Annotated in this window: 19 protein-coding genes; 4 read left to right on the top strand and 15 right to left on the bottom strand. The window is 69.3% G+C overall.

Features of this window, described 5'->3' with window-relative positions; translation table 11 throughout:
- Window positions 1-398: 398 nt before the first annotated feature.
- A complete protein-coding gene (locus JL101_RS24690; protein ID WP_203099659.1) occupies window positions 399-1541 on the bottom strand; it encodes a hybrid-cluster NAD(P)-dependent oxidoreductase in 1143 nt (380 codons plus the stop codon).
- A gap of 27 nt (window positions 1542-1568) precedes the next feature.
- The gene (locus JL101_RS24695) at window positions 1569-2852 is read right to left on the bottom strand and encodes an aromatic ring-hydroxylating oxygenase subunit alpha (RefSeq protein WP_203099660.1); all 1284 of its coding nucleotides are present in this window, start codon (window positions 2850-2852) and stop codon (window positions 1569-1571) included.
- Window positions 2853-2975: 123 nt separating this feature from the next.
- Here JL101_RS24695 and pabB point away from each other — a divergent pair, with 123 nt between their 5' ends.
- Window positions 2976-4337 carry an aminodeoxychorismate synthase component I gene (gene pabB, locus JL101_RS24700; RefSeq protein ID WP_203099661.1) on the top strand — a complete coding sequence of 454 codons (1362 nt, stop codon included), beginning with the start codon at window positions 2976-2978 and terminating at the stop codon, window positions 4335-4337.
- The gene (locus JL101_RS24705; RefSeq protein WP_228435141.1) at window positions 4334-5134 is read left to right on the top strand and encodes an aminotransferase class IV; all 801 of its coding nucleotides are present in this window, start codon (window positions 4334-4336) and stop codon (window positions 5132-5134) included. Before pabB ends, JL101_RS24705 begins: the two co-directional genes overlap by 4 nt.
- A 128-nt stretch (window positions 5135-5262) precedes the next feature.
- Here the strand turns inward: JL101_RS24705 and JL101_RS24710 are convergent, their stop codons facing one another.
- From JL101_RS24710 to JL101_RS24740, 7 genes are all read right to left on the bottom strand, one after another.
- A complete protein-coding gene (locus tag JL101_RS24710; protein ID WP_203099663.1) occupies window positions 5263-6159 on the bottom strand; it encodes a glycine betaine ABC transporter substrate-binding protein in 897 nt (298 codons plus the stop codon).
- Window positions 6160-6204: 45 nt separating this feature from the next.
- Complete coding sequence (locus JL101_RS24715; protein WP_203099664.1) at window positions 6205-7113, bottom strand: ABC transporter permease; 909 nt, start codon at window positions 7111-7113, stop codon at window positions 6205-6207.
- Between the two features lie 4 nt (window positions 7114-7117).
- Window positions 7118-8356: a glycine betaine/L-proline ABC transporter ATP-binding protein ProV gene (gene proV / locus JL101_RS24720; protein WP_228435144.1), complete on the bottom strand. Its 1239-nt coding sequence runs from the start codon at window positions 8354-8356 to the stop codon at window positions 7118-7120.
- A gap of 160 nt (window positions 8357-8516) precedes the next feature.
- A complete protein-coding gene (locus tag JL101_RS24725; protein ID WP_228435146.1) occupies window positions 8517-9290 on the bottom strand; it encodes an electron transfer flavoprotein subunit beta in 774 nt (257 codons plus the stop codon).
- The gene (locus tag JL101_RS24730) at window positions 9283-10500 is read right to left on the bottom strand and encodes an electron transfer flavoprotein subunit alpha/FixB family protein (RefSeq protein WP_203099667.1); all 1218 of its coding nucleotides are present in this window, start codon (window positions 10498-10500) and stop codon (window positions 9283-9285) included. Before JL101_RS24730 ends, JL101_RS24725 begins: the two co-directional genes overlap by 8 nt.
- Complete coding sequence (locus tag JL101_RS24735; protein WP_203099668.1) at window positions 10497-12389, bottom strand: DUF3483 domain-containing protein; 1893 nt, start codon at window positions 12387-12389, stop codon at window positions 10497-10499. Before JL101_RS24735 ends, JL101_RS24730 begins: the two co-directional genes overlap by 4 nt.
- Window positions 12390-12397: 8 nt before the next feature.
- On the bottom strand, window positions 12398-14434 hold the full coding sequence (locus JL101_RS24740) for an NADH:flavin oxidoreductase (protein ID WP_203099669.1): 2037 nt from the start codon (window positions 14432-14434) through the stop codon (window positions 12398-12400).
- A 187-nt stretch (window positions 14435-14621) separates the two neighbouring features.
- On the opposite strand from JL101_RS24740, the gene JL101_RS24745 reads away from it, so the two are divergent.
- Entirely contained in the window at window positions 14622-15176 is a 555-nt protein-coding gene (locus JL101_RS24745; protein ID WP_203099670.1) for a DUF4351 domain-containing protein, read from the top strand.
- 36 nt (window positions 15177-15212) lie between these two features.
- Here JL101_RS24745 and glyA read toward each other — a convergent pair whose 3' ends face one another.
- From glyA to JL101_RS24775, 6 genes are read right to left on the bottom strand one after another with little or no spacing between them, the layout of a single operon-like run.
- Window positions 15213-16526 (bottom strand): serine hydroxymethyltransferase, encoded by a 1314-nt coding sequence (gene glyA / locus JL101_RS24750; RefSeq protein WP_203099671.1) that lies wholly within the window; start codon window positions 16524-16526, stop codon window positions 15213-15215.
- An 11-nt stretch (window positions 16527-16537) separates the two neighbouring features.
- Window positions 16538-17917: an L-serine ammonia-lyase gene (locus tag JL101_RS24755; protein ID WP_203099672.1), complete on the bottom strand. Its 1380-nt coding sequence runs from the start codon at window positions 17915-17917 to the stop codon at window positions 16538-16540.
- Between the two features lie 29 nt (window positions 17918-17946).
- Window positions 17947-18537, bottom strand: coding sequence for a sarcosine oxidase subunit gamma (locus JL101_RS24760; protein ID WP_203099673.1), 591 nt, complete (start codon window positions 18535-18537; stop codon window positions 17947-17949).
- Window positions 18530-21553: a sarcosine oxidase subunit alpha gene (locus JL101_RS24765; RefSeq protein ID WP_203099674.1), complete on the bottom strand. Its 3024-nt coding sequence runs from the start codon at window positions 21551-21553 to the stop codon at window positions 18530-18532. The genes JL101_RS24760 and JL101_RS24765 overlap by 8 nt, the downstream gene beginning before the upstream one ends.
- Window positions 21550-21882, bottom strand: coding sequence for a sarcosine oxidase subunit delta (locus JL101_RS24770; protein ID WP_203099675.1), 333 nt, complete (start codon window positions 21880-21882; stop codon window positions 21550-21552). Before JL101_RS24770 ends, JL101_RS24765 begins: the two co-directional genes overlap by 4 nt.
- A gap of 17 nt (window positions 21883-21899) precedes the next feature.
- Window positions 21900-23153: a sarcosine oxidase subunit beta family protein gene (locus tag JL101_RS24775; RefSeq protein WP_203099676.1), complete on the bottom strand. Its 1254-nt coding sequence runs from the start codon at window positions 23151-23153 to the stop codon at window positions 21900-21902.
- Window positions 23154-23277: 124 nt separating this feature from the next.
- Here JL101_RS24775 and yddG point away from each other — a divergent pair, with 124 nt between their 5' ends.
- Window positions 23278-24186: an aromatic amino acid exporter YddG gene (yddG, locus tag JL101_RS24780; RefSeq protein ID WP_203099677.1), complete on the top strand. Its 909-nt coding sequence runs from the start codon at window positions 23278-23280 to the stop codon at window positions 24184-24186.
- The last annotated feature ends 57 nt before the right edge of the window (window positions 24187-24243 follow it).

Raw genomic sequence — 24243 nt, forward strand, 5'->3', positions numbered from 1 at the left:
GATCCGGGCCTGCTTGGCCTTCCCAGGCGTACCCGCGAGAAAACCGGAAGACGGATGGGGCATCGTGCCGGGTTCGGCGACGGACGGCGGCCGATGGAGGAGCCGGGCCCGGGTGCTCGCAGGAGGTTACGGCGAGTGATGACGGATCATGACATTCACGGCCTTACCCCAGGGGTGCCGACGATCGCGCCGGCGGACTCCGAAACCGTGCTTCATGTCCACGCAGCCCGCGGCCAGCCGCCCGTGCCGGTGCCGCGCGACCCACCGGCACGGGAAGAAGTGGGACCCACGCCCGCGCCCCGAACTCGCCGACGGAGCCGCGGTGCATGACGACAGATGATGACGTTTCCGGCCTTACCCCGGGGCGACAGCACCCGATCCGCCGACCGGTTCCCCGCCTACCGGTCCACCACCACGTCGCTGGTCGGCTTGGAGCAGCACAGCAGCACCTGCCCGGCGTCGATCTCGCGCTGGCGGATGCCGCCGCCGTGCTGCATGTCCACGGTGCCGGCGACCAGCTTGCTCTTGCAGGTGCCGCACAATCCCTTGGTGCAGGAGGACGGCAGGCGCATGCCCGCCATCCGCGCGGCGCTCAGGATGGACGTCCCGGCATCACACTCGATCACCCGCCCGGTCTTGGCGAACTCCACCCGGAAGGTGCGCGCGACCGCCTCGGGGGGCGGCACCGGCACCACAGCAGAAGCCGCCGCCGCATCAGGCTGGACCTCGGCCAGGGTCGCGAAGTCGAAGCTCTCCTCGTGATAGCGCCGCATGTCGAAGCCGGCCTCGGCCAGCATCGCCCGTACCGCCGCCATGTAGGGCGCCGGGCCGCAGGTGAAGACGGTGCGTTCCTCCAGGTCCGGCGCGATCAGCCGCAGCATCGGCAGGGTCAGCCGCCCCCGGAAGCCGCTCCAGGCGCGCTCGGTGCCCGTCGTCTCGCAGACATAGGCGGTCGAGAACCGGGGCAGGTTGCGCGCCATCAGGTCCAGCTCGGTCCGGAAGATGATGTCGGCCGGGCTGCGGGCGCTGTGGACGAACACGATGTCCCGGTCCTGGGCAAGGTCGTGGTACGTCCGCGCCATCGACATCAGCGGCGTGATTCCGCTGCCGCCGGACAGGAACAGGTATTTCGGTGCCGGATGGTCGATCGCCGTGAAGTCCCCCAGCGGGCCGACCGCGCGCAGCTCCATCCCCGGCTTAAGGGTGTCGTGCAGCCAGTTGGAGACGGGGCCGCCCGGCACCCGCTTGACCGTGATGGAGATCAGGTGGCCGCGGGTCGGCGCGGAGGAGATCGTGTAGCAGCGGTTGATCACCTGCCCGCCGATCGGCAGGTCCAGGGTGATGAACTGGCCGGGCTTGTAGCGGAACAGGCGCGGCTCCCGCGCCGAGAAGACGAAGGTCCTGACGTCATGGGTCTCGTCCCGGACCTGCCGGCAGACCAGGACGTCGTCGATCTCCGGGTCCCATCCCGGCAGCTCCCGGGTGACCTGGGAGGCCAGGGCGTCTTCCGCGGAGGTCTCCAGGACAGGTGCGTCACTCATCAGCATCACCGGTTTCCTGCTCTCATCTCAGCGTGCGCCGTCGCCCGGACCGCGGGCGGCGTTATGGGCCGACATGCGGCCGACATACCAGTTGGTGAATTTCTCGACGAGCATCTCGGTATGGACCGAATAGGGGCCGGGCTCGTAGGCCGGGCTGCGGGCACCCGCCTGGGCATAGCCGACCAGCTCGCCGTCCTGGTTGTTGGTCGCGGCCCAGACCGAGATCAGGTTGCGCAGGTCGTAGTCCACGCCCTCGACCGCGTCCTTGTGGACCAGCCACTTGGTGCGCAGCAGCGTGCGCTCCGGGCTGAGCGGCAGCACCGAGAAGGTCACGATGTGGTCGCTCATGAAATGGTGCCAGGAGTTCGGCTGGGTCCAGACCGACAGCCCGCCGAGCTTGGCGTCGTTCAACCCGCCCAGCAGCTTCTTGCAGGCCACCTGCGTGTTCATGGTCTGGGACTCGCCGTGCTGGTCGATCGGCAGGCGCTGGGCGCGGTAGCCGGTCACCCGGTCGTCCAGATGGTCCACCTCCCGCGCGCCGATGCCCCGCGCCTCGCACCGGGCCTCCAGGTCGCGGACCAAGCCGTCGTAGCGGGCGATCTGCTCGCGCCCCACGTCGTCCACCTCGTCCGGCGCAAAGCCGAAGCCGTAGGCGAACAGCGGGATCGTCAGTTCGGGATGATTGACCGAGCAGTGGTAGCATTCACGGTTGTTCTCCATCGTGAGCTTCCAATTGCCCTCCTCGATGAGGTCGATCTGCTGCACCACCTTCGCGTTGGCGATGTCGTGGGGTGCGATGTAGGGCTCCAGGTCGCGCGCCATGTCCTCGATGTCGGCCGGCGGCTCGGCGGCCAGGCAGATGAAGATCAGGCCGGCGACGTTGCGCAGATGGACCTTCTTCAGGCCATGGCACGCGGTGTCGAAGCCCGGCCCCATGTGCTCGGCGAACAGCAGCGAGCCGTCCAGGCCGTAGGTCCATTGATGGTAGCGGCAGACGATGTTGCCGACCGTCGTCTTCTCGTCCAGCACCAGCCGGGCGCCCCGATGCCGGCAGACATTGTGGAAGGCCCGCAGGCCCATGTCGTCGTCGCGGGCGATGATGACCGAGGCGGCGCCGATATCCACCACCATGCAGTCGCCCGGCTCCGGCACGTCGGGCTCGACGCCCACATAGATCCAGTGCCGCCGGAAGATGATGTCGAGGTCCGCTTCGAAGATCTCGCCGCTGGTATAGAACGGCGCTTCCAGGCTATAGCCCGGCTTGCGCCGCCGGAGCAGGCTTTCCAAAGAGGATGCAACCATCGTCGACATGCAAAGGCTCTCCCGCGGCAATCGGGCGCTCGTCCCGCCCGAAGCCGATGGTGCGACGGACGGACTGGCCGGGCCTCCGCAAATGCGTCATTTTTCTCTCAAAGCGCGACATCGTCCGAGACCATGATCATCCGAGAGATCGACTGGCGCGACCCCGTCCCGGCCTTCGCCCCCTGGGCGTCGGACTCCTTCGCCGTGCTGTTCGACAGCGCCGCGGACGGGGATGCCCGCAGCCGATGGAGCTACCTCGCGGTCGAGCCCTTCCGCACGATCCTGGCCGGCCCGGGCGGCGTCGATGTGGACGGGCTGCCGGCAACGGGCGATCCCTTCGCCGTGCTGGAGGCCGAGCTGGGGCGGACCCCGATGGCTCCCGGCGCTGGGCCGGCGCCCTGGTGCGGCGGCGCGGCCGGCTTCCTGGGCTACGGCCTGGGCCGCCATCTGGAGCGCCTGCCCTGCCGCCACGGCGACGACCTCGGCATCCCGGACATGGCGATCGGCCTCTACGACGTGGTCGTCGCCTTCGACCACCGGGAGCGGCGCTGCTGGATCACCTCGATCGGCGGGACCGGAAAGCTGGACGCGGTGGCCGCCCGGCTTGAAGCCGCACCTCCCGCCCCGGCGGAGCCGTCCCCTTCCGCCGGGCCGTGGCGGGCGGAGCTGACGCGGGCCGAATACGAGCGGCGGGTCGGCCGGGTGCTGGACTATATCCGGGCCGGCGACATCTTCCAGGCGAACTTCACCGGCCGCTTCACCGCCGGCCGGCCGGCGGCACTGGGCGGTTTCGACCTCTACCGGCGCCTGCGCGCCTTGAGTCCCGCGCCGTTCGCGGCCTATGCCGCCTGCGGCTCCCGGCTCGGCCTCGCGAGCGCGTCGCCGGAACGGTTCCTGAAGCTGTCGGCCGATGGCCATGTCGAGACCCGGCCGATCAAGGGCACCCTGCCGCGCGGCGCCACGGCCGAGGAGGACGCGCGCAATGCCCGCACCCTCGCCGCCAGCGCCAAGGACCGCGCCGAGAACCTGATGATCGTGGACCTGATGCGCAACGACCTGGGGCGCGTCGCCCGGACCGGCAGCGTCACGGTGCCCAGCCTGTACGCGCTGGAGAGCTTCGCCAGCGTCCATCACCTGGTCTCGGTGGTGGAGGCGGAGCTTCGCCCCGGCGTCGGCCCGGTCGGCCTGCTGCGCGCCACCTTTCCCGGCGGATCGGTCACCGGCGCGCCGAAGATCCGCGCCATGGAGATCATCGACGAGCTGGAGGCCTGCCGACGCGGCCCCTATTGCGGCGCGCTGGCCTGGATCGGGTTCGACGGCGCCATGGACAGCAGCATCCTGATCCGCACTCTGATGGTGATGCCGGACCGCATCGCCGCCCATGCCGGCGGCGGCATCGTCTCCGACAGCGACCCGGCGCGGGAGTACGAGGAAATGCTGGTCAAGATCACGCCGCTGCTGCGCGCGGCGGATCCGGAATGGAGGGCGGAGTGAAAATCTGGCTGAACGGTGCGCTGACCGAAGCGGATGTGGCGCGGATCGACCCGGCCGACCGGGGCTTCACGCTGGGCGACGGTCTGTTCGAGACGATCCGGGTCGCGGCCGGGCGCCCCTGCCACCTGGATCGCCACTTGGCGCGGCTGGCCGACGGGGCGGCGGTGTTGGGCATTCCGCTGCCGATGGAGACACCGGAAATCGCCGCCGGGATCGCTTCCCTGCTGGCGGAGACGGAATGGGCGGAAGCGGCGGTACGGCTGACCCTGACGCGGGGACCGGCGCCGCGCGGCCTGCCGCCGCCCGACACGCCCCGGCCGACGCTGCTGGCGACGGCGGCTCCGGCCTCCCCGCCCCCGGCGCCGGCCCGCGCGGTGATCGCCCGCTCGACCTGCCGGAACGAGCTGTCACCGCTCTCCCGGCTCAAGAGCCTGAACTATCTCGACGGCATCCTGGCCCGGCGCGAGGCGGTCGACCGCCGCGCCGACGACGCGCTGCTTCTGAACACCCGCGGCCGCCTGGCCGAGGCCACCGTCGGCAACGTCTTCGCCGTGATCGACGGCGTGCTGATGACTCCGCCCGCCACCGAGGGAGCGCTGCCGGGCATCGCGCGCGGCTTGGCGATCGAGCGCCTGGCGGTGGTCGAGCGCCCCGTGACGGTCGAGGAACTGCTGCATGCCACGGAGATCGCCGTCACCAACAGCCTGGGCGTCAGGCCGGTAGCCACTCTGGAAGGCCGGCCTCTGGAGAGCCGCACCGCGGCCTCCGAACTGGCCCGCGTGATTTTTTCTGCGTAGGTCGGCCTTCGCCCGCAGGGCGAACGCCGACACCATGCGGGAACGTCGGAGTCCGCCGTCGGCGTTCGCCCTGCGGGCGAAAGCCGACCTACGGTGTTTCGAACTCGGCGATCGATGTCAGTGGCCGCTCAGCCGGCCTTCAACTGGCCGGTGACCCAGTATTCGATCCGCTCCGGGTTCTTCTTGATGTAGTTGTCAACCGCCTGCTCGTAGCTGCTGCTCTGGGCCTCGAACATGATCGCCTCGACGTCAGCCAGCGGCAGCACCATGCGGCCCAGGAACTCGTAGGCCTCCGGCTGGTCCTGGTAGAACCCCTTGCGGACCAGCTTGTTGACGCTCTCCAGCCCGCCCAGCGATCCCTTGGGATCGTCCAGGTAGCGCAGCTCGTGCTTGGCGAACATCCAATGCGGGCTCCAGCTGGTGGCCACGATCCAGTCCTTGCGGCGCTCCGCCCGTTCGACGCCGGCGAGCATAGCGGCGTCGCTGGCCGAGATCAGCTGGTAGTCCGTCAGGCCGTAGTCCTTCAGCGCCTGTTCGGACGCCTGCATCAGCCCCGCGCCGGGGTCGATGCCCTGGATCTTGCTGCCGAGCTTCTGCTTCACCTCGGGCTTGCTCAGGTCCTCGATGCTCTTCAGCTCGGACTCCGGGATGTAGGCCGGAACCACCCAGCCCAGCTTGGCGCGGGTATACATCGGGCCGAGATCGTCCACGTCCTGACCGACCTTGTCCAGGTAGGGCTTGTGGGTCAGCGGTTGCCACGACATCAGCATGGCGTCGAGGTTGCCCGACGCGATGCCCTGGTACTGGATGCCGATATCGGCCATGGTCAGCTGGACCGTGTAGCCCATGCGGTCTTCCATGACCTTCTTCGCCAGCTTGGTCACCGCCTCGGCGTCGGACCAAGCCGTCCAGCCGATGTTGATCTTCTTCTCGGCGGCCAGCGCGGGACCGGCCAGTGCGGCCACCATCACGGCGGCGGCGGCCGAGGTTGCGGCGACGCTCAAAGCCCTGGAAAAAATTCCCATCTTCTGTTAGCCTCCTGTATCATCATTCTGATTTTTGCCCGACGCTTAATGCGTCGGGTTCGAACGGGCCGGCGACGGCATCAGCCGTTGCAGGAATGCCGGCATCACGAAGCGGCCCTTGGAGGGTGCCGCGGCCTTGGCCCCGAAGCTCTGGGTGATGCGGTCAAGGATGATCGCGAGTAGCACGACGGCCAGGCCGCTCTTGAAGCCCAGCCCGATGTCGAGCCGCTGGATGCCCTGGAGCACCACGTTGCCGAGCCCGCCGGCGCCGATCATCGAGGCGATCACGACCATCGACAGCGCCAGCATCATGGTCTGGTTGATGCCGGCCATGATCGACGGCCGGGCGTTGGGAAGCTGGACCCGGAACAGCAGCTGGCGGTCGGTGCAGCCGAAGGCGCGGGCGGCCTCCACGATCTCGACCGGGACCTGCTGGATGCCCAGCGCGGTCAGGCGGACCGCCGGGGGCATCGCGAAGATCACGGTGGCGATGATGCCCGGGACCCGGCCCAGGCCGAAGAACATGACGGCCGGGATCAGGTACACGAAGGCCGGCATGGTCTGCATGAAGTCCAGCGTCGTCTTGGAGATGCCCTCGACCAGCTTGCTCCGCGCCATCCAGACGCCGAGCGGCACGCCCAGGATCAGGCTGAGCATGGTAGCCGCCAGCACAAGGCCCAGCGTCGAGATCGTCTCGGTCCACAGGCCCATGGAGACGATCAGCAACAGCGCCACCAGCGTGAACAGCCCGAAGCGCAGGCTGACCCGCCAGCCGGAGAAGGCGGTCAGCAGGGCGATCATCAGCCAGACCGGCAGGGCCAGCAGCGCCCCGTCGATCGTGGCGCCGAATCCGTCCACCACGGCGGCGATGCCGTCCAGGAACGGCTGGAAATTGTCGAGGATATAGTTGACGAGGTCTTCGACCCAGATGTCGAGCGGGATCTGGAAATCCATCGGGTCAGCCCTCCCGGTCCAGGGTCTTCAGCAGGGACGAGGGCGAGATCGAGCCGACCAGCTTGTTCTCGCCGTCCACCACGGGGACCGGGCATTCGGTCGAGGCGACGGTGCGCATCACCTCGTGCAGCGGAGTCTCGGCCGAGATCGGATCGACGTCGGGCAGAAAGGCGTGGACGAAGCGGGGCTGGTCCTCCGCCGCCAGCGCGCGCTCCAGCGAGCTGCGCGACACGGTGCCCTGGTAGCGCTGGTCCTGGTCGTGGACATAGCCGTATTCCTGGTTGCCCCCGGCCAGCTTCTCCAGCGCCGGCTGGAGCACGCCCGGCGTGCGGACGACGGCCGTCGCCTCCTGGAAATGCGCCACGTCGCCGGCGCGCAGCACGCGCGACACGTCCACGTTGCGGAAGAAGGAGCGGACATAATCGTCGGCCGGGTTGCGCAGGATCTCGAAGGGCGTGCCGACCTGGACGATGCTGCCGCCCTCCATGATCGCGATCCGGTCGCCGATCCGCATGGCCTCGTCAAGGTCGTGGGAGATGAAGATGATGGTCCGCTTGTGCTCGCGCTGGAGGCGCAGCAGCTCGTCCTGCATCTCGGTCCGGATCAGCGGGTCGAGGGCGGAGAAGGCCTCGTCCATCAGCATGATGGTCGGGTTGTTGGCGAGCGCCCGGGCAAGGCCGACACGCTGCTGCATGCCGCCCGACATCTCGCGCGGATAGCGCTGGGCGTACTGGCCCAGCCCGACCTGCTCCAGCGCCTCCAGGGCAGCCTCGTGGCGCTTCTGCTTGGGCACGCCTGCGATCTCGAGCCCGAAGGCGGCATTGTCCAGCGCGGTCAGGTGGGGCATCAGCGCGAAGGACTGGAACACCATGCTCATGTCCTTGCGGCGGACGCCGATCAGTTCCTTCTTCGACATCTGCACGAGGTCGCGCCCGTCGAACACGATCTTGCCGGCGCTCGGCTCGATCAGGCGGTTGAGCAGGCGGATCATGGTAGACTTGCCCGAGCCGGACAGGCCCATGATCACGAAGATCTCGCCGCTGCGGACCTGGAAGCTCGCATCCTTGACGCCGACGGTGACGCCCAGCTTCTTGAACACCTCGTCCTTGGTGGCGCCCGCGTTCAGCATGTCGAGCGCCGGCTTCGGATCGTCGGCGAAGATCTTGTAGACGTTGGAGACGTCGAGCCGGACATCGCCGGCGGCATCCTTGGATTTCGTGCCGGCCGGTCGAGCTACGGCCACAGGCGCCGATGCCGCGCCGGAGGCCGCCGGAAATGAGCGCAGCGGAGCCGATTGAACGGAGTCTTTGCTCGTTATGCCCTCGAACGCTGCTTTCATCTCATGGTCCTCTTCCCTGTTTTTACATCGGTTACCTGCAACTGTACCCGCATGCTTATTTCATTCAACGAATCATTCCCTGTTCGATCAGGCATTCGTAGATCGCCGACGCCGCGTCTTCAGGCGACGGACGGACCATCAGCCTGCCCTGTCCGGTCCTGGTCTCGGTCGCCGCCTTCAGGCGGTCGAGCGCCGAGCCGCCCCGCCGGGACACCATCAGCCTGGGCTTGGCCCGCCACGGCCGGACGGTGCAATCCGCGAGGAAGTCATCGGCGACGCCCTCGGCCGGCAGGACGTCGACGACGCCGCGCCGGGCGCGGGCGAATGCGCTCTGGCGCGCCGCCGGCGCCGATCCATGCAAAGTCGCGACCAGTGGCAGCCCGGCACCGACCAGCCGGCGCCGTCCGCGCGGCAGTGCCTGGGTCAGTTCGGCGCCGCCGCCGGAAAGCTCCAGCGCGACAACGTCCGGAACGAGCGGACGTTCCAGCGATCGTGCCACCAGATAAGGCACCATGCCGCTGTCTTCGCCACCTTCGGCGACCGCCCCGGCCAGGACGAGCGCCGGCGCCAGCGCCCGCAGGCGGGTCGCGAGGGCCGGGACCGGGTCGGCGCCGGACGCCAGTTCCAGCACCTCCAGCCGGTCCAGGCCCATGCCGAGGTAATCGCGGAGCGCCGGGTTCGCCGGGTCCCCGGCATGGAGCGCATGGACGCGGGCGGCATGGCCGCCTTCGACCAGCCGAAGCGCCAGTTCCAGCGCCTGGGCGTCGAGCGGCGCGCGCCTGGGGCGGCCCGACGCCGGATGGCGCCCGACGGAGAGCAGGACGGCCACGTCAATCATGACCACCCCGCTCGCGGCGGCGTTCGCGCGCATGCCGGATCAGGGCCGGCATGACCGCCTGGGCGTCGGCCACGATCGCGAGGTCGGCGCGCTTGATCATCTCGGCGTGAAGGTCGGTGTTGACGGCGATGACGTGCTTTACCTCCGATATGCCTTGCAGATGCTGGGGCGCTCCCGCGATCCCCAGCGCGAAATAGCAGCGCGCCGTCACCAGCGTTCCGGACGCGCCGATCTGGCGGTCCCTGGGCAGATGCCCGGCGTCGCAGACGACGCGGCTGCCGCCGCGCGTGGCCCCCAGCACCTCCGCCAGTTCGGCGAACGACACCCAGTCGGTCAGGCCGTTGCCGGCGCTGACGATGAAATCCGCTTCGGCCAGCGAGAGCCGGTCAGGGTCGGTCTCCAGCAGGCGCGCGAAGCGGATGCCCGCCGATACCGGGAAGGCCGGATCCGGAGCCGGGATCGGCCGCGCCTCGTGGCGGACATCGTCGAGCGGCGGAACGGCATCGGGAGCGATGCTCATCAGCCGCGCCGGGGCACGGCTCAGTTCCGATGAGCCACCGCAGGCACGCCGGCCCGCCTGGGTCGGTGTCAGTGTCTGGACACCCGGAAACAGCCGTTCGCCGGTTGCCGCCGCGACGCGGCGCGCCAGATCGGCACCGCCGGAAGCACTTTCGGCAAACAGCACGTGTCGCGGCTTCAGACTGTCCACCGCGGCGAGCACCAGGGCGGTGCGTCGCTCCGGGCAATAGCCGGCAAATAGTTCGAAGTCAACCTTCATAACCCGATCGATACCGGCGGCGCCAAGGTCCGGCGCGGCGGCAAGCGCCACCACGGCCCCCCCGCCGGCATCGGCGAGGACGCGTCCGGCGGCGATTACCTGGCGGTCATGGTCGGTGATCTCGCCATCGGGCTGGTCCAGGACGACCAGCACCAGGAACGCCGGGTCGTCGATGATCCGGACGGAAGGCCCGGCCGCGGCTGCGGTCTCTAGGCGACCCTGCTGCCCCGGATGGGCCAGGGCGGCGCCGCTCCAGTCGAAGCGGCGCCGCGCTCCGACCTGGACGGCGGCCCCGGCGCGCTCGGCCCGGGGATCGCGGCGCCGCCGGCCGCCCGGTGCCGGTACGGCTCCCCGGGCGATGCGCCGGCGCGGCTGCTCCGACACCGTCAGGGCCAGCAGTTCGGCCCGGGGATCGCGCCGCTTGCGGGTCATGGCCGCGGCTCCGTGGCGGCCAGGACCAGTTCGGCGATCTCGGCGACCTGCGGCCTCGGTCCGACCACGCCTTCCAGCATCAGCGCGCAGTTGGGACAGGCCACCGCCACCGTCGCGGCGCCGGTCGCGCGGGCATGGTCCATGCGGACGTCGGGAATGCGCCGCTCGCCCGCCACGTCGGTCAGCGGCGCCCCGCCGCCGCCGCCGCAGCAGCTCGACCGCAGGCCGGAGCGCTCCATCTCGACGCGGGCGACGCCGATCGCGTCGAGAAGATCCCGGGGTGCCTCGATCTCGCCGTTGTAGCGGCCGAGATAGCAGGGATCATGGTATGTCACGGACTCCGAAAGCCGGGTCTCCGCCTTCAGTCGACCGTCCCGCAGCAGGTCCAGCAGGAAGGCGGTGTGGTGGACCACCGGAACGTCGAGCCCGAACGGCCGGTACTCGTTCCGAAGGGTATGGAGCGCGTGGGGATCGGCGGTGACGATTCGGTCGAAACGATAACGGCGCAACGTGGTGACGTTGCGCCGTGCCAGATCCTGGAATGTCGCCTCGTCGCCGAGCCGCCGGGCGACGTCGCCGCAGTCCAGCTCTTCCGCCCCCAGCACCGCGAAATCGACCCCGGCGCGGCGGAGCAGCTTCACCAGCGCCCTCAGGGACCGCTGGGTCCGCAGCTCGAACGCCCCGTCGCCCAGCCACAGCAGTACGTCGCACCCGCCCCGGTCGGCAAGGAGCGGCAGGTCCAGGTCCACCGCCCAGTCCAACCGCCGGGACAGCGGCCGTCCGCCCGGATTGTCGGTCGCCCGAAGCTCCTCCAGCATGCCGGCCGCCTTGCCCGGGGTGGCGCCCAGTTCCAGGGTCTGGAAGCGCCGCAGGTCGACCACGGCATCGACATGCTCGATCATCATCGGGCACTCCTGCACGCAGGCGCGGCAGGTGGTGCAGGCCCACAGGGTATCCGGATGCACCGTCGGGCCGATGACGGGTTCGGCGGGGCCGCCCTGGGCACTGCCGACGGGGCGCCCGGGATGGCCATGGCCGGCATAGTTCCGATCCGATCCATCCTCGTCCAGCGCCGTCACCAGGTCCTGGATCAGCTTCTTGGGGTTCAGCGGCAGGCCGGCGGCATAGGCCGGGCAGGCCGTCTCGCACCGGCCGCACTGGACGCAGGCGTCGAACCCGAGCAGCCGGTTCCAGTCGAAATCCACCGGACGCTCGGCCCCCAGCCTCGGCGCCTCCAGGTCGAGCGGCCGGATCGCGCTGTCGCGGCCGGCGCCGTCCCGGAACCGCAGGGGGCGGGGATGGGCGACCAGATGGAGGGCGCCGTGAATCGCGTGCTTCAGGGGTCCCTTCCAGACGCCCAGCACCAGTTCCGCGCAGCCCCAGGCGCCGGCCAGCACCAGCGCCAGGGCCAGCCATACCGGCAGGACACCCCCGGCGGCCTGGTCCAGCGCCACCGCCAGGAAGGCCGCGGCATAGGCCAGCAGCGCGAAGGGCAGCCGGCTGAAGCGTCCGCCGGACAGTTCCGCCGGCCGCTCGACCCGGCGGCGCCAGCCGACCATCAGGCCGCCCGCCAGCATGGCCGCCAGCGCCAGGCTCAGCAGGCCCCAGACGGCGCCGTGCCGTAGCGGCGGCAGGGCCAACGCCACGATCAGCACCAGCGAGGCGAGGAAGCCGCCGGCCGTCAGCGCGTGGAACCGGGAATTGAAACTGTTGCGCGCCACGACCTCGTGGACATCGACCAGGTAGCGGCGCGGCAGCGCCTTCAGCCCGGCGACGATATCCACGTCGGCCGCGCGGCCCGCGCGCCAACGCCGGGCCTGGACCAGGGCCAGCAGCAGGCCTGCGGCCAGAGTGGCGATGACGATGGCGGAGAGCGTCGTCGCGATCATGCCGGCACTCACAGATCCTTGCACAGGCGGGCGGCGTCGTAGATCGCCGCATGGATATTGCGCCCGGCGACCCCGTCGCCGATGCGGTAGAGGACCGCGTGCCCGTTGCTCCGATGGGGTTGCGGCCGGCCCTCGACCAGGGCCCGCAGGTCCATCTCGCCCCGATTGACCGAGCGCTCCTTCAGGTCGAAATACAGGCCCTCGTTGGGCAGGGTGCCGAACTCGACCACGACCTGGTCGACCAGCCGCTCCTCCTCCTCGTGGGTGAACTCGTTGCGCAGCACCGCGACCAGCTTGTTGCCTTCCCTGTAGATCTCGGTGAGCTGGAGGTTGGGCGACATGACGACGCCCAGCTTGTACAGCTCGCGCAGGTGGATCGGCTGGTTGGTGGCCCCGACCTCCTCGGCGATCATGCGGTCCTGGGTCGCGATCTCCACCAGGGCGCCGCGCTTCGCCAGGAACTCGGCGCAGGACGAGGCGTGGTGCTGGCCGGTGCCGTCGTACAGCAGGATATTGTCGGCGGGCTCCACGGTGCCGGACAGCATGTCCCAGGTGGTGACGGCCAGTTCGGCGCCCTTGACGTCGCCCCGGCTGGGATGGCCGCCGGTCGCCAGGATGATCACGTCGGGCTTCTCCGCCTCGATCAGGTCGGGTGTCGCCTCGACGCCGAGGCGCATGTCGGTGCCGAGCCTCGCCGCCTGCTGGGTCAGCCAGCGGGTGATGCCGGTCAGGGCCTCCCGCCAGGTCGCCTTGGCGGCGATGGTGATCTGGCCGCCGGTCGCGGCGTTCTTCTCGAACAACACCACGGAATGGCCGCGCTCGGCGCAGACCCGCGCCGCCTCCAGCCCGCCGGGGCCGCCGCCGACCACCACCACGCGCTTCTTCGCGTCGGCCTTGGGAATGACGTGCGGCATCGTCCGCTCGCGGCCGGTGGCCGCGTTCTGGATGCACAGGGCGTCGCCACCCGCATAGATCCGGTCGATGCAGTAGCCCGCCCCGACGCATTGCCGGATATCGTCCATCCGCCCTTCCATCAGCTTCCGCACCAGATGCGGGTCGGCGATGTGGGCGCGGGTCATGGCGACCATGTCCACGTGCCCCTCCGCCACGGCGCGGCCGGCGGTGTTCAGGTCGGTCACCCGCTGGGCGTGGAAGACGGGGATGTCCACCTCGCGCTTGATGGCGCTGGGCAGGAACAGGAAAGGGGCCACCGGGAACGACATGTTGGGCAGCACGATCGCGTGGGCCAGATGGTCCCGCGCCTGCCCGCCCAGCACGTTGGCGAAGTCGATCAGGCCGCGCCCGGCATAGGTGCGGGCGATGGCGACGCAGTCCTCGTGGGTCAGGCCGTCGTCGATCAGCTCGTCGCCGGACATGCGGATGCCGATGACGTAGTCGTCGCCGACCGCCTCTCGGCAGGCCTCCAGCACCTCGATGCCGAACCGCATCCGGTTCTCCAGGCTGCCGCCGTACTTGTCGGTGCGCCGGTTGACCGAGGGGCTCCAGAACTGGTCGATCAGGTGGCCGTGGGCGGCCGACAACTCGAACCCGTCGAGCCCGCCCTCCTTGCAGCGGCGCGCCGCGGCGGCGTAATCGGCGACGATGCGCCGGATGTCGGTGTCCTCCATCTCCTTCGGGATGGTCCGGCTGGCCGGCTCCCGCCGGGGCGAAGCCGACACGGTGGGCAGCCAATTCTCGGTATCCCACTTGGTCCGGCGGCCCATATGGGTGAGCTGGACCATCAATGCCGCGCCATGGGCGTGGATGCGGTCGGAGAACTCCCGGAAGAAGGGGACGACGCTGTCGTCGGCGACCGAGATCTGGTTCCACGGGGCCGCCGGGCTGTCGAGCGCCACCGACGACGAGCCCCCGAACATGGTCAGGCCGATGCCGCCTTTCGCCTTCTCCTCGTGATAGAGCTGGTAGCGCTCCTTGGGCTTGCCGTCCGAACCGTAGGACGGCGCGTGCGACGTGCTCATCACCCGGTTGCGGATGGTCAGGTGCTTGATTTTCAAGGGGCGGAGAAGCGCTTCGACGGGAGACATTTGACCTCGGTTCCCCATCATTGTGACAGTCCCAAGAATTCGCTGGCGTCGGCAGGGGCACCTGCCCTAGCGCGACAAATTTCCGTCAAGTTGCGACAAGGTGTCCGATACCCCTTCTGCGGCATCCGGCAGCTATCATAGGACCCGGCCACGGTCACTGCCGACCCGGCTTCGGGACGCCTATGGCGTGCCGGCCGGGATGGTTGAAGCGGGGCTGCTCGATTTCGGTTATGTCCTGATCGACCTGGAGACGATCGCCGATGACGAACTGTCCCGGCATCCCGATCTTCAGGCGGGCCTGCTGGTGCTGAAATACGCGGGCAGCGACGCCGACCCGCGAGAAACCCTGGAACGGCTGCTGACGATCGGGGCGGCAGCCGGCCTGGCGGTGATCGTATCGGTGGTGAGATACTTGTTCAGCGCGGCGGAAACCCTGGACCGCCAGCATTTGAGGACGATCTTGGGCCGCATCGTGCCGGAGGAGAGTGAATTGATCATGTCGAACGCGCTTCGCGAAGTCATGGCCGAGGCCCGCGCCGAAGGCGTGATCCTTAGCGAAGCCAAGGGCCACGCCAGGGGCAAGGCCGAGATGTTGCTTCGCCTGCTCGGCCGACGCTTCGGACCGGTGCCGGAGGAGACGGCCCAACGGGTGCGCGCGGCATCGATCGAAGATCTGGACAGCTGGGCCGAAACCATTTTCGACGCGCCGACGCTCGACGCGGTTTTCAACGATCTTCATTGAAGAATGGCGGTGCGGCCCCCTCCGCGTCGCCGGGCTTCACTCCGCCGCGGCCGCCAAGGGCGCTCCCGAATAGATCGGGAAGCGGGCGCACAAGGCCTGCACCCGCTCCCGAACCTTGGCCTCGACCGCTGCGTTGTCGCCGGAACCGCCGGCGGCGGCCAGCCCGTCCAGGACCTGGGTGATCATCTCGCCGACCTGGGTGAACTCCGCCGTGCCGAAGCCCCGCGTCGTGGCGGCCGGGGTGCCGAGACGCACGCCCGAGGTCACCATCGGCTTCTCCGGGTCGAACGGGATGCCGTTCTTGTTGCAGGTCATCCCGGCGCGCTCCAGGCTCGCCTCGGCGGCCTTGCCGGTCAGGCCCTTGGGCCGCAGGTCGACCAGCACGATGTGGCTGTCGGTTCCGCCCGACACGATATCCACCCCGCCCTCGACCAGCCTTGAAGCCAGCGCGCGGGCATTATCCACGACCGACCGGGCATAGGTCTTGAACTCCGGCCGCAGCGCCTCGCCGAACGACACCGCCTTCGCGGCGATCACATGCATCAGCGGACCGCCCTGCAATCCCGGGAAAACGGCGGAGTTGATCTTCTTGCCCAGGTCGGTGTCGTTGGACAGCACCATGCCGCCGCGCGGACCGCGGAGCGTCTTGTGCGTCGTCGTCGTGGTGACATGGGCGTGCGGGACCGGATTGGGATAGACGCCGCCCGCGATCAGGCCGGCATAGTGGGCCATGTCCACCATCAGGTATGCCCCGACCTCGTCGGCGATCTCCCGGAACGCGGCGAAGTCGATCACCCGGGGATAGGCCGAGCCGCCGGCGACGATCAGCTTCGGCCTGTGCTCGCGCGCGAAGTCGCGGATCTGGTCATAGTCGATCAGCGCATCGTCGCGCCGGACGCCGTACTGCACGGCGTTGAACCACTTGCCGGACTGGTTGACCGAGGCGCCATGGGTCAGATGGCCTCCGGCCGCCAGCGACATGCCGAGGATGGTGTCGCCCGGCTGGAGCAGCGCCATGAAGACCGCCTGGTTGGCCTGGGCGCCCGAGTGCGGCTGGACGTTGGCGTAAGTGCAGCCGAACAGCGCCTTGGCCCGGTCGATCGCGATCTGTTCGGCGACATCGACGAACTCGCAGCCGCCATAGTATCGGCGGCCGGGATAGCCCTCCGCGTACTTGTTGGTCAGGACGGACCCCTGGGCCTCCAGCACGGCGGAGGAGACGATGTTCTCCGACGCGATCAGCTCGATCTGGTCCTGCTGCCGGTGCAGTTCCCGGGCAAGCGAGTCCGACAGCTCGGGATCGCTGTCGGCGAGGCGGGCGGTGAAGAACCGTTCGATGGAGTGCGACATGTCAAAGCCCTTCAGCATTCGATAAAGTTGACGGCGAGGCCGCCAAGCGAGGTTTCCTTGTATTTCGTCTGCATGTCGGCGCCGGTCTCGCGCATGGTGCGGATCACCTTATCGAGCGAGACATGGTGCCGGCCGTCGCTGCGCAACGCCAGCCGCGCGGCGTTGATCGCCTTGGTGGCGCCGATCGCATTGCGCTCGATGCAGGGGATCTGGACCAGGCCGCCGATCGGGTCGCAGGTCAGGCCCAGATTGTGCTCCATCCCGATCTCGGCGGCGTTCTCGACCTGCTCCGGCGTGCCGCCCTGGGCGGCGGCGAGGCCGGCGGCGGCCATGGAACAGGCGACGCCGACCTCCCCCTGGCAGCCGACCTCAGCACCCGAGATCGAGGCGTTGCGCTTGTAGAGGCCGCCGATGGCGCCGGCGGTCAGCAGGAAGGTGAAGACACCCTGCTCGCTGCGGCCGAAGCAGAAGCGGTCGTAGTAGTGAAGCACCGCCGGGATCAGGCCGGCCGCCCCGTTGGTCGGCGCCGTGACGACGCGCCCGCCCGCCGCGTTCTCCTCGTTGACCGCGATGGCATAGAGGCTGACCCAGTCCATGATCGCCATGGGATCGCGGAGCGACGCCTCCGCCCTGCCGTTCAGCTCGCGGTGCAACGCCGCGGCGCGGCGGCGGACGTCGAGGCCGCCGGGCAGCTTGCCCTCCTGCGTCAGGCCCCGGGCGACGCAGGCCTGCATGGCATCCCAGATGCGGCGCAGGCCGGCGTCGATCTCGGCATCCGTGCGCCGGACCCGCTCGTTGGCCCGCATCATCTCGGCGATCGACAGGCCGGAGGTGCGGGCCGCCTCCAGCATCTGGCTGCCGCTGACGAAGTCGTAGGGCACTGGAGGGGCATCGGCCACGCGCTCGTTGCGGAACATCTCCTCCTCCGTCACGACGAAGCCGCCACCGATCGAGTAAAAGATCCGGGTGTCCAGCACCGCCCCGTCGGCGTCGAACGCCGTGAAACGCATGCCGTTGGGATGACCCGGCAAGGTTTCGTCGCGGTGAAGGACAAGGTCCCCGCCTTCATCGAACGCGACCTCGTGACGGTCCTTGAGCGAGATCCGGCGGTCGGACCTGATGCCCTCCAGGATCCCCGCAATCCGGTCCGGATCGACGGCATCGGGTTCCGCCCCGGACAGCCCCAGCAAGACCGCCCGGTCGGTACCGTGGCCGACACCGGTCAGGGCCAGCGAGCCGAACAATTCGGCGGTGACGCGATGCGTACCGGCGAGGAGGCCACGCTCGTCCAGCGCGCCGATGAAAGCGGCGGCCGCCTTCATCGGTCCGACGGTGTGGGAGCTGGACGGCCCGATGCCGATCTTGAAGATGTCGAACACGCTGACCGACATGACCACCCCCGTTGGATGTGAGAAAGCCGTTAGCGCCGGTACTCCGCCATGGCGTCGCTCAGCCACATCCAGGTGTATTCCGTGAAGGACCGGCGCGGGTAGACGTCGTAGGTGGGCGCGTCGTCGATCTGGTGCAGGATGATGCCGGCGCGGGCGAGCAGGGTCTGGGCGCACTGGCCCGGCTTGAAACAGGACGGATGCAGGTCGAGGCTGCATCCCTTCATCAGCGTCTCGCGGGCACCGGGACCGGAGAGGCGCAGGCGGGTGCGGTTACCGGTCACGTCGGTAACCGCGGCGTGCAGGTCGCCCAAGGCTTCGCGCAGCCGGGCGACCAGCGCGGTCTCCTCTCCCGGAGGAGTCACGAGAAGCCACTCGTCGGGACCGAGCCACAGCACGGTCACGTCGGCGGCGGACGTCACCGTGTTCGCGCTGAGCGGAAGGACGCAGCCCAGCACGGCGCCGACCGTGCGGACGAACCTGGGATCGGATGGCCGGCCGCGCAGGTTGATCTGGCCGGGCGGCGTCAGCTCGACCAGCCCGAGGCCGGGACCGCCGACCAGCGTCGCGACGGCCTGGGTGAAGCGCTCGGCGCCGCCGCGCCGGAGCAGGGTGTCAGCCATGGAGACGCACTCCCTCGGGATCGTAGAACACGGGCTTTGTGACGGCGCATTTGACGGTCTTGCCGCCCTCCAGCGGCGCATAGACATCCTGGCCCATCCGGTTGAAGCCGTCGGAGACCAGCGCCAAGGCGATCGAGCGGCCCAGCGTGTCGCTGGAATAGCTGGACGTGACATGGCCCAGCATCCGCACCGGCGGATGGCCGCCGGCCGTCGCGGTCAGCTGCGCCCCCTCCGGCAGCACCTCGTTCGGATCCTCGGTCAGGAGGCCCACCAGCTGCTTGCGATCGCTCCGCGCCGTGTCCTCGCGGGTGAAGGACCGCTTGCCGATGAAGTCGGCCTTCTGCTTGGACACCACCCAGCCCATGCCGAGGTCCTGGGGGGTCACCGTCGCGTCCGTCTCCTGGCCGACGATGATGTAGCCCTTCTCGGCCCGAAGCACGTGCATGGTCTCGGTGCCGTAGGGCGTGATGCCGTGCTTCTCGCCGACCCGCATGATCTCTTCCCAGAGATGCAGGCCGTGCTGGGCCGGCACGTTGATCTCGTAGGACAGCTCGCCGGTGAAGCTGATGCGGAAGATCCGGGCCGGGACGCCCGCCACCGCGGCCTCCCGATACGACATGAAGGGAAATGCATCGGCGCTCAGGTCCAGCCCGGGCGCCAGTTCCGCCACCACCTCGCGGGCCTTCGGGCCGGCAACCGAGGCCGTCGCCCAGTGCTCGGTGACGGAGGTCAGGAACACGCGTAGGTCCGGCCACTCGGTCTGGATGTAGTCCTCCAGCCAGTCCAGCACCTTGGCGGCGTTGCCGGTGGTGGTGGTCATCAGGAAATGGTTGGGGCCGAGGCGCGTGGTGACGCCGTCGTCCATCACCATCCCGTCCTCCTTGCACATCACGCCGTAGCGGCAGCGCCCCACCTCCAGTTTCAGGAAGGCGTTGGTGTAGACGCGGTTGAGAAGCTGCGCCGCGTCGGGTCCCTGGATGTCGATCTTGCCCAGGGTCGAGGCGTCGAGCACGCCGACCGCGTTCCGAACCGCCCTGCATTCGCGCCGGACGGCGGCATGCATGTCCTCGCCGCCCTGCGGGAAGTACCAGGGCCGCTTCCACTGGCCGACATCCTCGAACGCGGCCTTGCGGGCGACGTGCCAGGAATGCATCGGCGTGACGCGGGCGGCGTCGGCCAGTTCGCCGACGTCGCGGCCGGCCAGCACGCCGTATGTCGTCGGCGTATAGGGCGGGCGGAAGGTGGTGGTGCCGACCTGCGGGATAGGCGAGGCCAGCGACTTCGCCAGGATCGCCAGGGCATTGACGTTGGAGGTCTTGCCCTGGTCGGTGCCCATGCCGGTGGTCGTGTATCGCTTCAGGTGCTCGACCGACTGGTAGCCTTCGCGGGACGCCAGCAGCACGTCGGCGGCGGACACGTCGTTCTGGAAATCGACGAAGTGCTTGGCCTTGCCATGGCCGACCGGGGCCGTCGTCGGAACGATCCAGAGCGGCCGGATCGGCTGGTGCGGCACCGACGCCGCGGCCGGGACCGCAGGAGCCGAACCGTCGCCATGGCCGGCCGCCCGGGCCGCCTCCGCGCCGGCGGCGGCACCCTCCGCGAGGCACCCGGGAAGGTCGAAAGTTCCCTTGCAGGACCCCGCCGACCGCTCGGCCTGGACCGACACGCCCGGAACGAAGCAGGCCAGCGCATCGTCGTAGCGCAACTTGCCGGTAGACTGCGAGAACAGGTGGACCGCCGGGTTCCAGCCGCCCGACATGGCGACGAGGTCGCACTCGATCCTGGTCGGAGCGCCGATCACGCCTTCGCCGGGACCGTTCATCATCATGACCTCGACGCCGGTCACCCGCTTGCTCCCCTGCGTCGCCGTGACCGCCGTGTTCGCCAGGATGCGCATGCCGCGCCGCTTCGCTTCGGCCGCCAGCGGGCCGCCGGCCTGGGTGCGGAGGTCGACGATGGCGGCGATCTCGATGCCGGCATCGTTCATGTCGAGGGCGGCGGCGTAGGCGCTGTCGTTGTTGGTCAACACCACGGCGCGGCGGCCCGGCAGGGTTCCGAAGCGGTTGACATAGGTCCGGGCGGCGCCCGCCAGCATGACGCCGGGACGGTCGTTGTCGGCGAACACCAGCGGGCGTTCGTGCGCCCCGGTCGCCAGCACGACCTGCTTGGCGCGGACCTTCCAGAGGCGCTGGCGGGAAATCCCGGGCGCCGAGCCGCGCGGCAGGTGGTCGGTCCGCCGCTCCGCCAGGATCAGGTAGTTGTGGTCGTAGTAGCCGGTCACGGTGGTGCGCGGCAGCAGGCGCACCTCGGGGAAGGTCTTCAGCTCGGCGACCGCATCGCGCACCCAGTCGGCGGCGGGCCGGCCGTCGATCGTCTCGTGCGTGCCGAGCAAGGAACCGCCGAACTCGTTCTGCTCGTCCGCCAGGATGACGCGGGCACCCGTCCGGGCGGCGGCCAGCGCCGCCATCAGGCCGGACGGACCGGCGCCGGCGACCAGCACGTCGGCGTGGACATGCATCTTGTCGTAGAAGTCGGGATCCGGCTCGGCCGGGGCCTTGCCCAGGCCCGCCGCCCGGCGGATCACCGGCTCGTAGACCTTCATCCAGAAGCTCTGCGGATGCATGAAGGTCTTGTAGTAGAAGCCGGCGACGAAGATCTTGGACAGCACGTTGTTGATGGCGCCCACGTCGGTCTCTACCGACGGCCAGGCGTTCTGGCTTCCGGCGACCAGACCTTCGTAGATCTCGATCTGGGTGGCGCGCAGGTTCGGTTCGGTCCGGCCGCCGCGCTCCAGCTGGATCAGCGCGTTGGGCTCCTCCGATCCGGCGGACAGGATGCCGCGCGGCCGGTGGTACTTGAAGCTGCGGCCGACGAGATGGACGCCGTTGGCGAGCAGGGCCGAGGCCAGCGTGTCGCCCTCGAAGCCCCTGTATCGGCGGCCGTTGAAGGTGAAGCCGACGGGCCGGCCACGGTCGATACGGCCGCCTGAAGAAGTGCGGAAAGCGTTGTTGGTCATGACCCGCTCCCCTGCTTGGGTTCCTTCGTCTCGACCACCTGTTCCACCGGCCGCTCCGCGACGGCATCGGTGCCGCCGATCGGATAGACCCGCAGGATCTGGTTGGTCACGGTATGGCGCTCGACGTTGAACCAGCGGCGGCAGCCATGGCTGTGAACCCAGCGTTCGCGGTGGGCGCCCTTGGGGTTGGTGCGCATGAACAGGAACTCGGCCCATTCGGCATCGCCGAGGGAAGACGGGTCGGCCGGGCGGGCGCGGTGGGCTTCGCCGCCGTAGCCGAATTCGGTCTCGTCGCGCGGGCCGCACCAGGGGCAGTTGATCAGGAGCATCCGGGAGTCCTCGAGTATCAGTGGGCGACGGCGGCGGCGCCGTGCTCGTCGATCAGGTGGCCGGTGGTGAAGCGTTCCAGGCCGAAGGCGGCGTTCAGCGCGTGCGGCTCGCCCCGGGCTATGGTATGGGCGAAGACGAAGCCGGACCCCGGCGTCGCCTTGAAGCCGCCGGTTCCCCAGCCGCAGTTGATGAACAGGTTCTCCACCGGCGTCTTCGAGATGATCGGGCTGGCGTCGGGACAGACATCGACGATGCCGCCCCACTGGCGCAGCATGCGCAGCCGGCTGAAGATCGGGAACAGCTCCAGCAGCGCACCCATCTGGTGCTCGATCACGTGGAAGCTGCCGCGCTGGCCATAGCCGGTATAGGCGTCGATGCCGGCGCCCATGACCAACTCGCCCTTGTCGGACTGGCTGACATAGACGTGGACGGTGTTGGACATCACGACGCAGTCGATAACCGGCTTGACCGGCTCCGACACCAGCGCCTGGAGCGGATGGCTCTCCACCGGAAGCCGCAGGTCGGCCATGCCGGCCACGACGCTGGAATGGCCGGCGGCGACGATGCCGACCTTACCGGCCTTGACGAAGCCCATGGAGGTCTCGACGCCGACCACCTTGCCGTTCTCGCGGCGGATGCCGGTGACCTCGCAGTTCTGGATGATATCGACGCCCCGGGCGCTGGCGGCCCGCGCGAAGCCCCAGGCGACCGCGTCGTGGCGGGCGGTGCCGGCGCGGCGCTGCAGGGTGCCGCCCATGATCGGGTAGCGGACATCCTTGGAGATGTTGATGATCGGGCAGAATTCCTTGACCTGCTCCGCCGTCAGCCACTCGCTGTCGATGCCGTTGAGGCGCAGGGCGTTGACCCGGCGCATTCCCTCGCGCACGTCGCCCAGGTTATGGGCGAGGTTGAGCACGCCGCGCTGGCTGAACATGATGTTGTAGTTCAGCTCCTGGCTCAGCCCCTCGTAGAGCTGGAGCGACTTCTCGTAGAGCGCCGCGCTCTCGTCCCACAGGTAGTTCGACCGGATGATGGTGGTGTTGCGGCCGGTGTTGCCGCCGCCCAGCCAGCTCCGCTCGATTACGGCCACGTTGGTGATGCCGTGCTCCTTGGCGAGGTAGTAGGCCGTCGCCAGCCCGTGCCCGCCGCCGCCGATGATCACGACGTCGTAGCCGTCGGCTTTCGGCCGGTTGTCGCGCCAGGCGCGGTCCCAATTCTGATGGTGGGACGCCGCGTTCTTCACGAGGGAGAAAATCGAGTATTTCGCCATGCCAGCCTCACCCTGTACCGTGGGCCAACGCTATCGCGGAATCACTGCCGGCTGCTAGAATGCAGCAGCCGATTCGGCATAACGGAAGCGACACGCCCCCGTCCCGACACGTCAGAAATCTACAATGAGCACGTCCTCCCCCATCATGGCCCCCGGGCGCTCCGCCACCACCGGCCGCGCCACGCTGATCGGCATCTCCGCGATCCTGATGTGGGCCCTGCTGGCTCCGCTCACGGCGCTGACCGGCGCGCTGCCGCCGTTCCAGACGGTGGCCGTCGCCTTCGCGATCGGGGGACTGACGGGGATCTGCGGCACCCTGGCGGGCGGCCGAAGCCCGGTGCGGGCCATGCGCCAGCCGGCCGCCGCCTGGGCCTTGAGCGTCGGCGGCCTGTTCGGCTTCCACTTCCTGTATTTCCTGTCGCTGAAATCGGCCCCGCCGGTCGAGGCCAACCTGATCAATTACCTGTGGCCGCTGTTCATCGTGCTGTTCTCGGCCCTGCTGCCCGGCGAGCGCCTGCGCTGGTGGCACATCGCCGGCGCCTTCGCCGGCTTGGCGGGAACGGCCCTGCTGGTGACCCGGGGCGGCGGCTTGGCGGTCCGCACCGAGTACCTGCCGGGCTACGTCGCGGCGCTGGGCAGCGCCCTGATCTGGACGACCTATTCGCTGCTGAACCGGCGTTTCGGGCAGGTGCCGACGGATGCGGTCGCGGGCTTCTGCCTCGCGACGGCGGTACTGGCGCTGGCGTGCCATCTGGCCTGGGAGACGACGGTCTGGCCGGACGACGCGGTCGGCTGGGCGGCGTTGATCGGGTTGGGGATCGGCCCGGTGGGCGCCGCCTTCTTCGCCTGGGACCATGGCGTCAAGCGCGGCGACATCCGCGCGCTGGGCGCCTTGTCATACGGGGCGCCGCTGATATCGACGCTGCTGATGATCACCTTCGGGCTGGCCGAGGGGCACTGGACGGTATGGGCTGCCTGCGCGCTGATCGTCGGTGGTGCCCTGCTGGCAAGCCGGGAGATGCTGCGGCGGTAGCACGCCGGCCGTTGAGTCGCCAGGTTGGCAGCGTAGTTGTCTTTTTCTGGCCACAGA

Source organism: Skermanella rosea (genome assembly GCF_016806835.2).
Taxonomy (GTDB): domain Bacteria; phylum Pseudomonadota; class Alphaproteobacteria; order Azospirillales; family Azospirillaceae; genus Skermanella; species Skermanella rosea.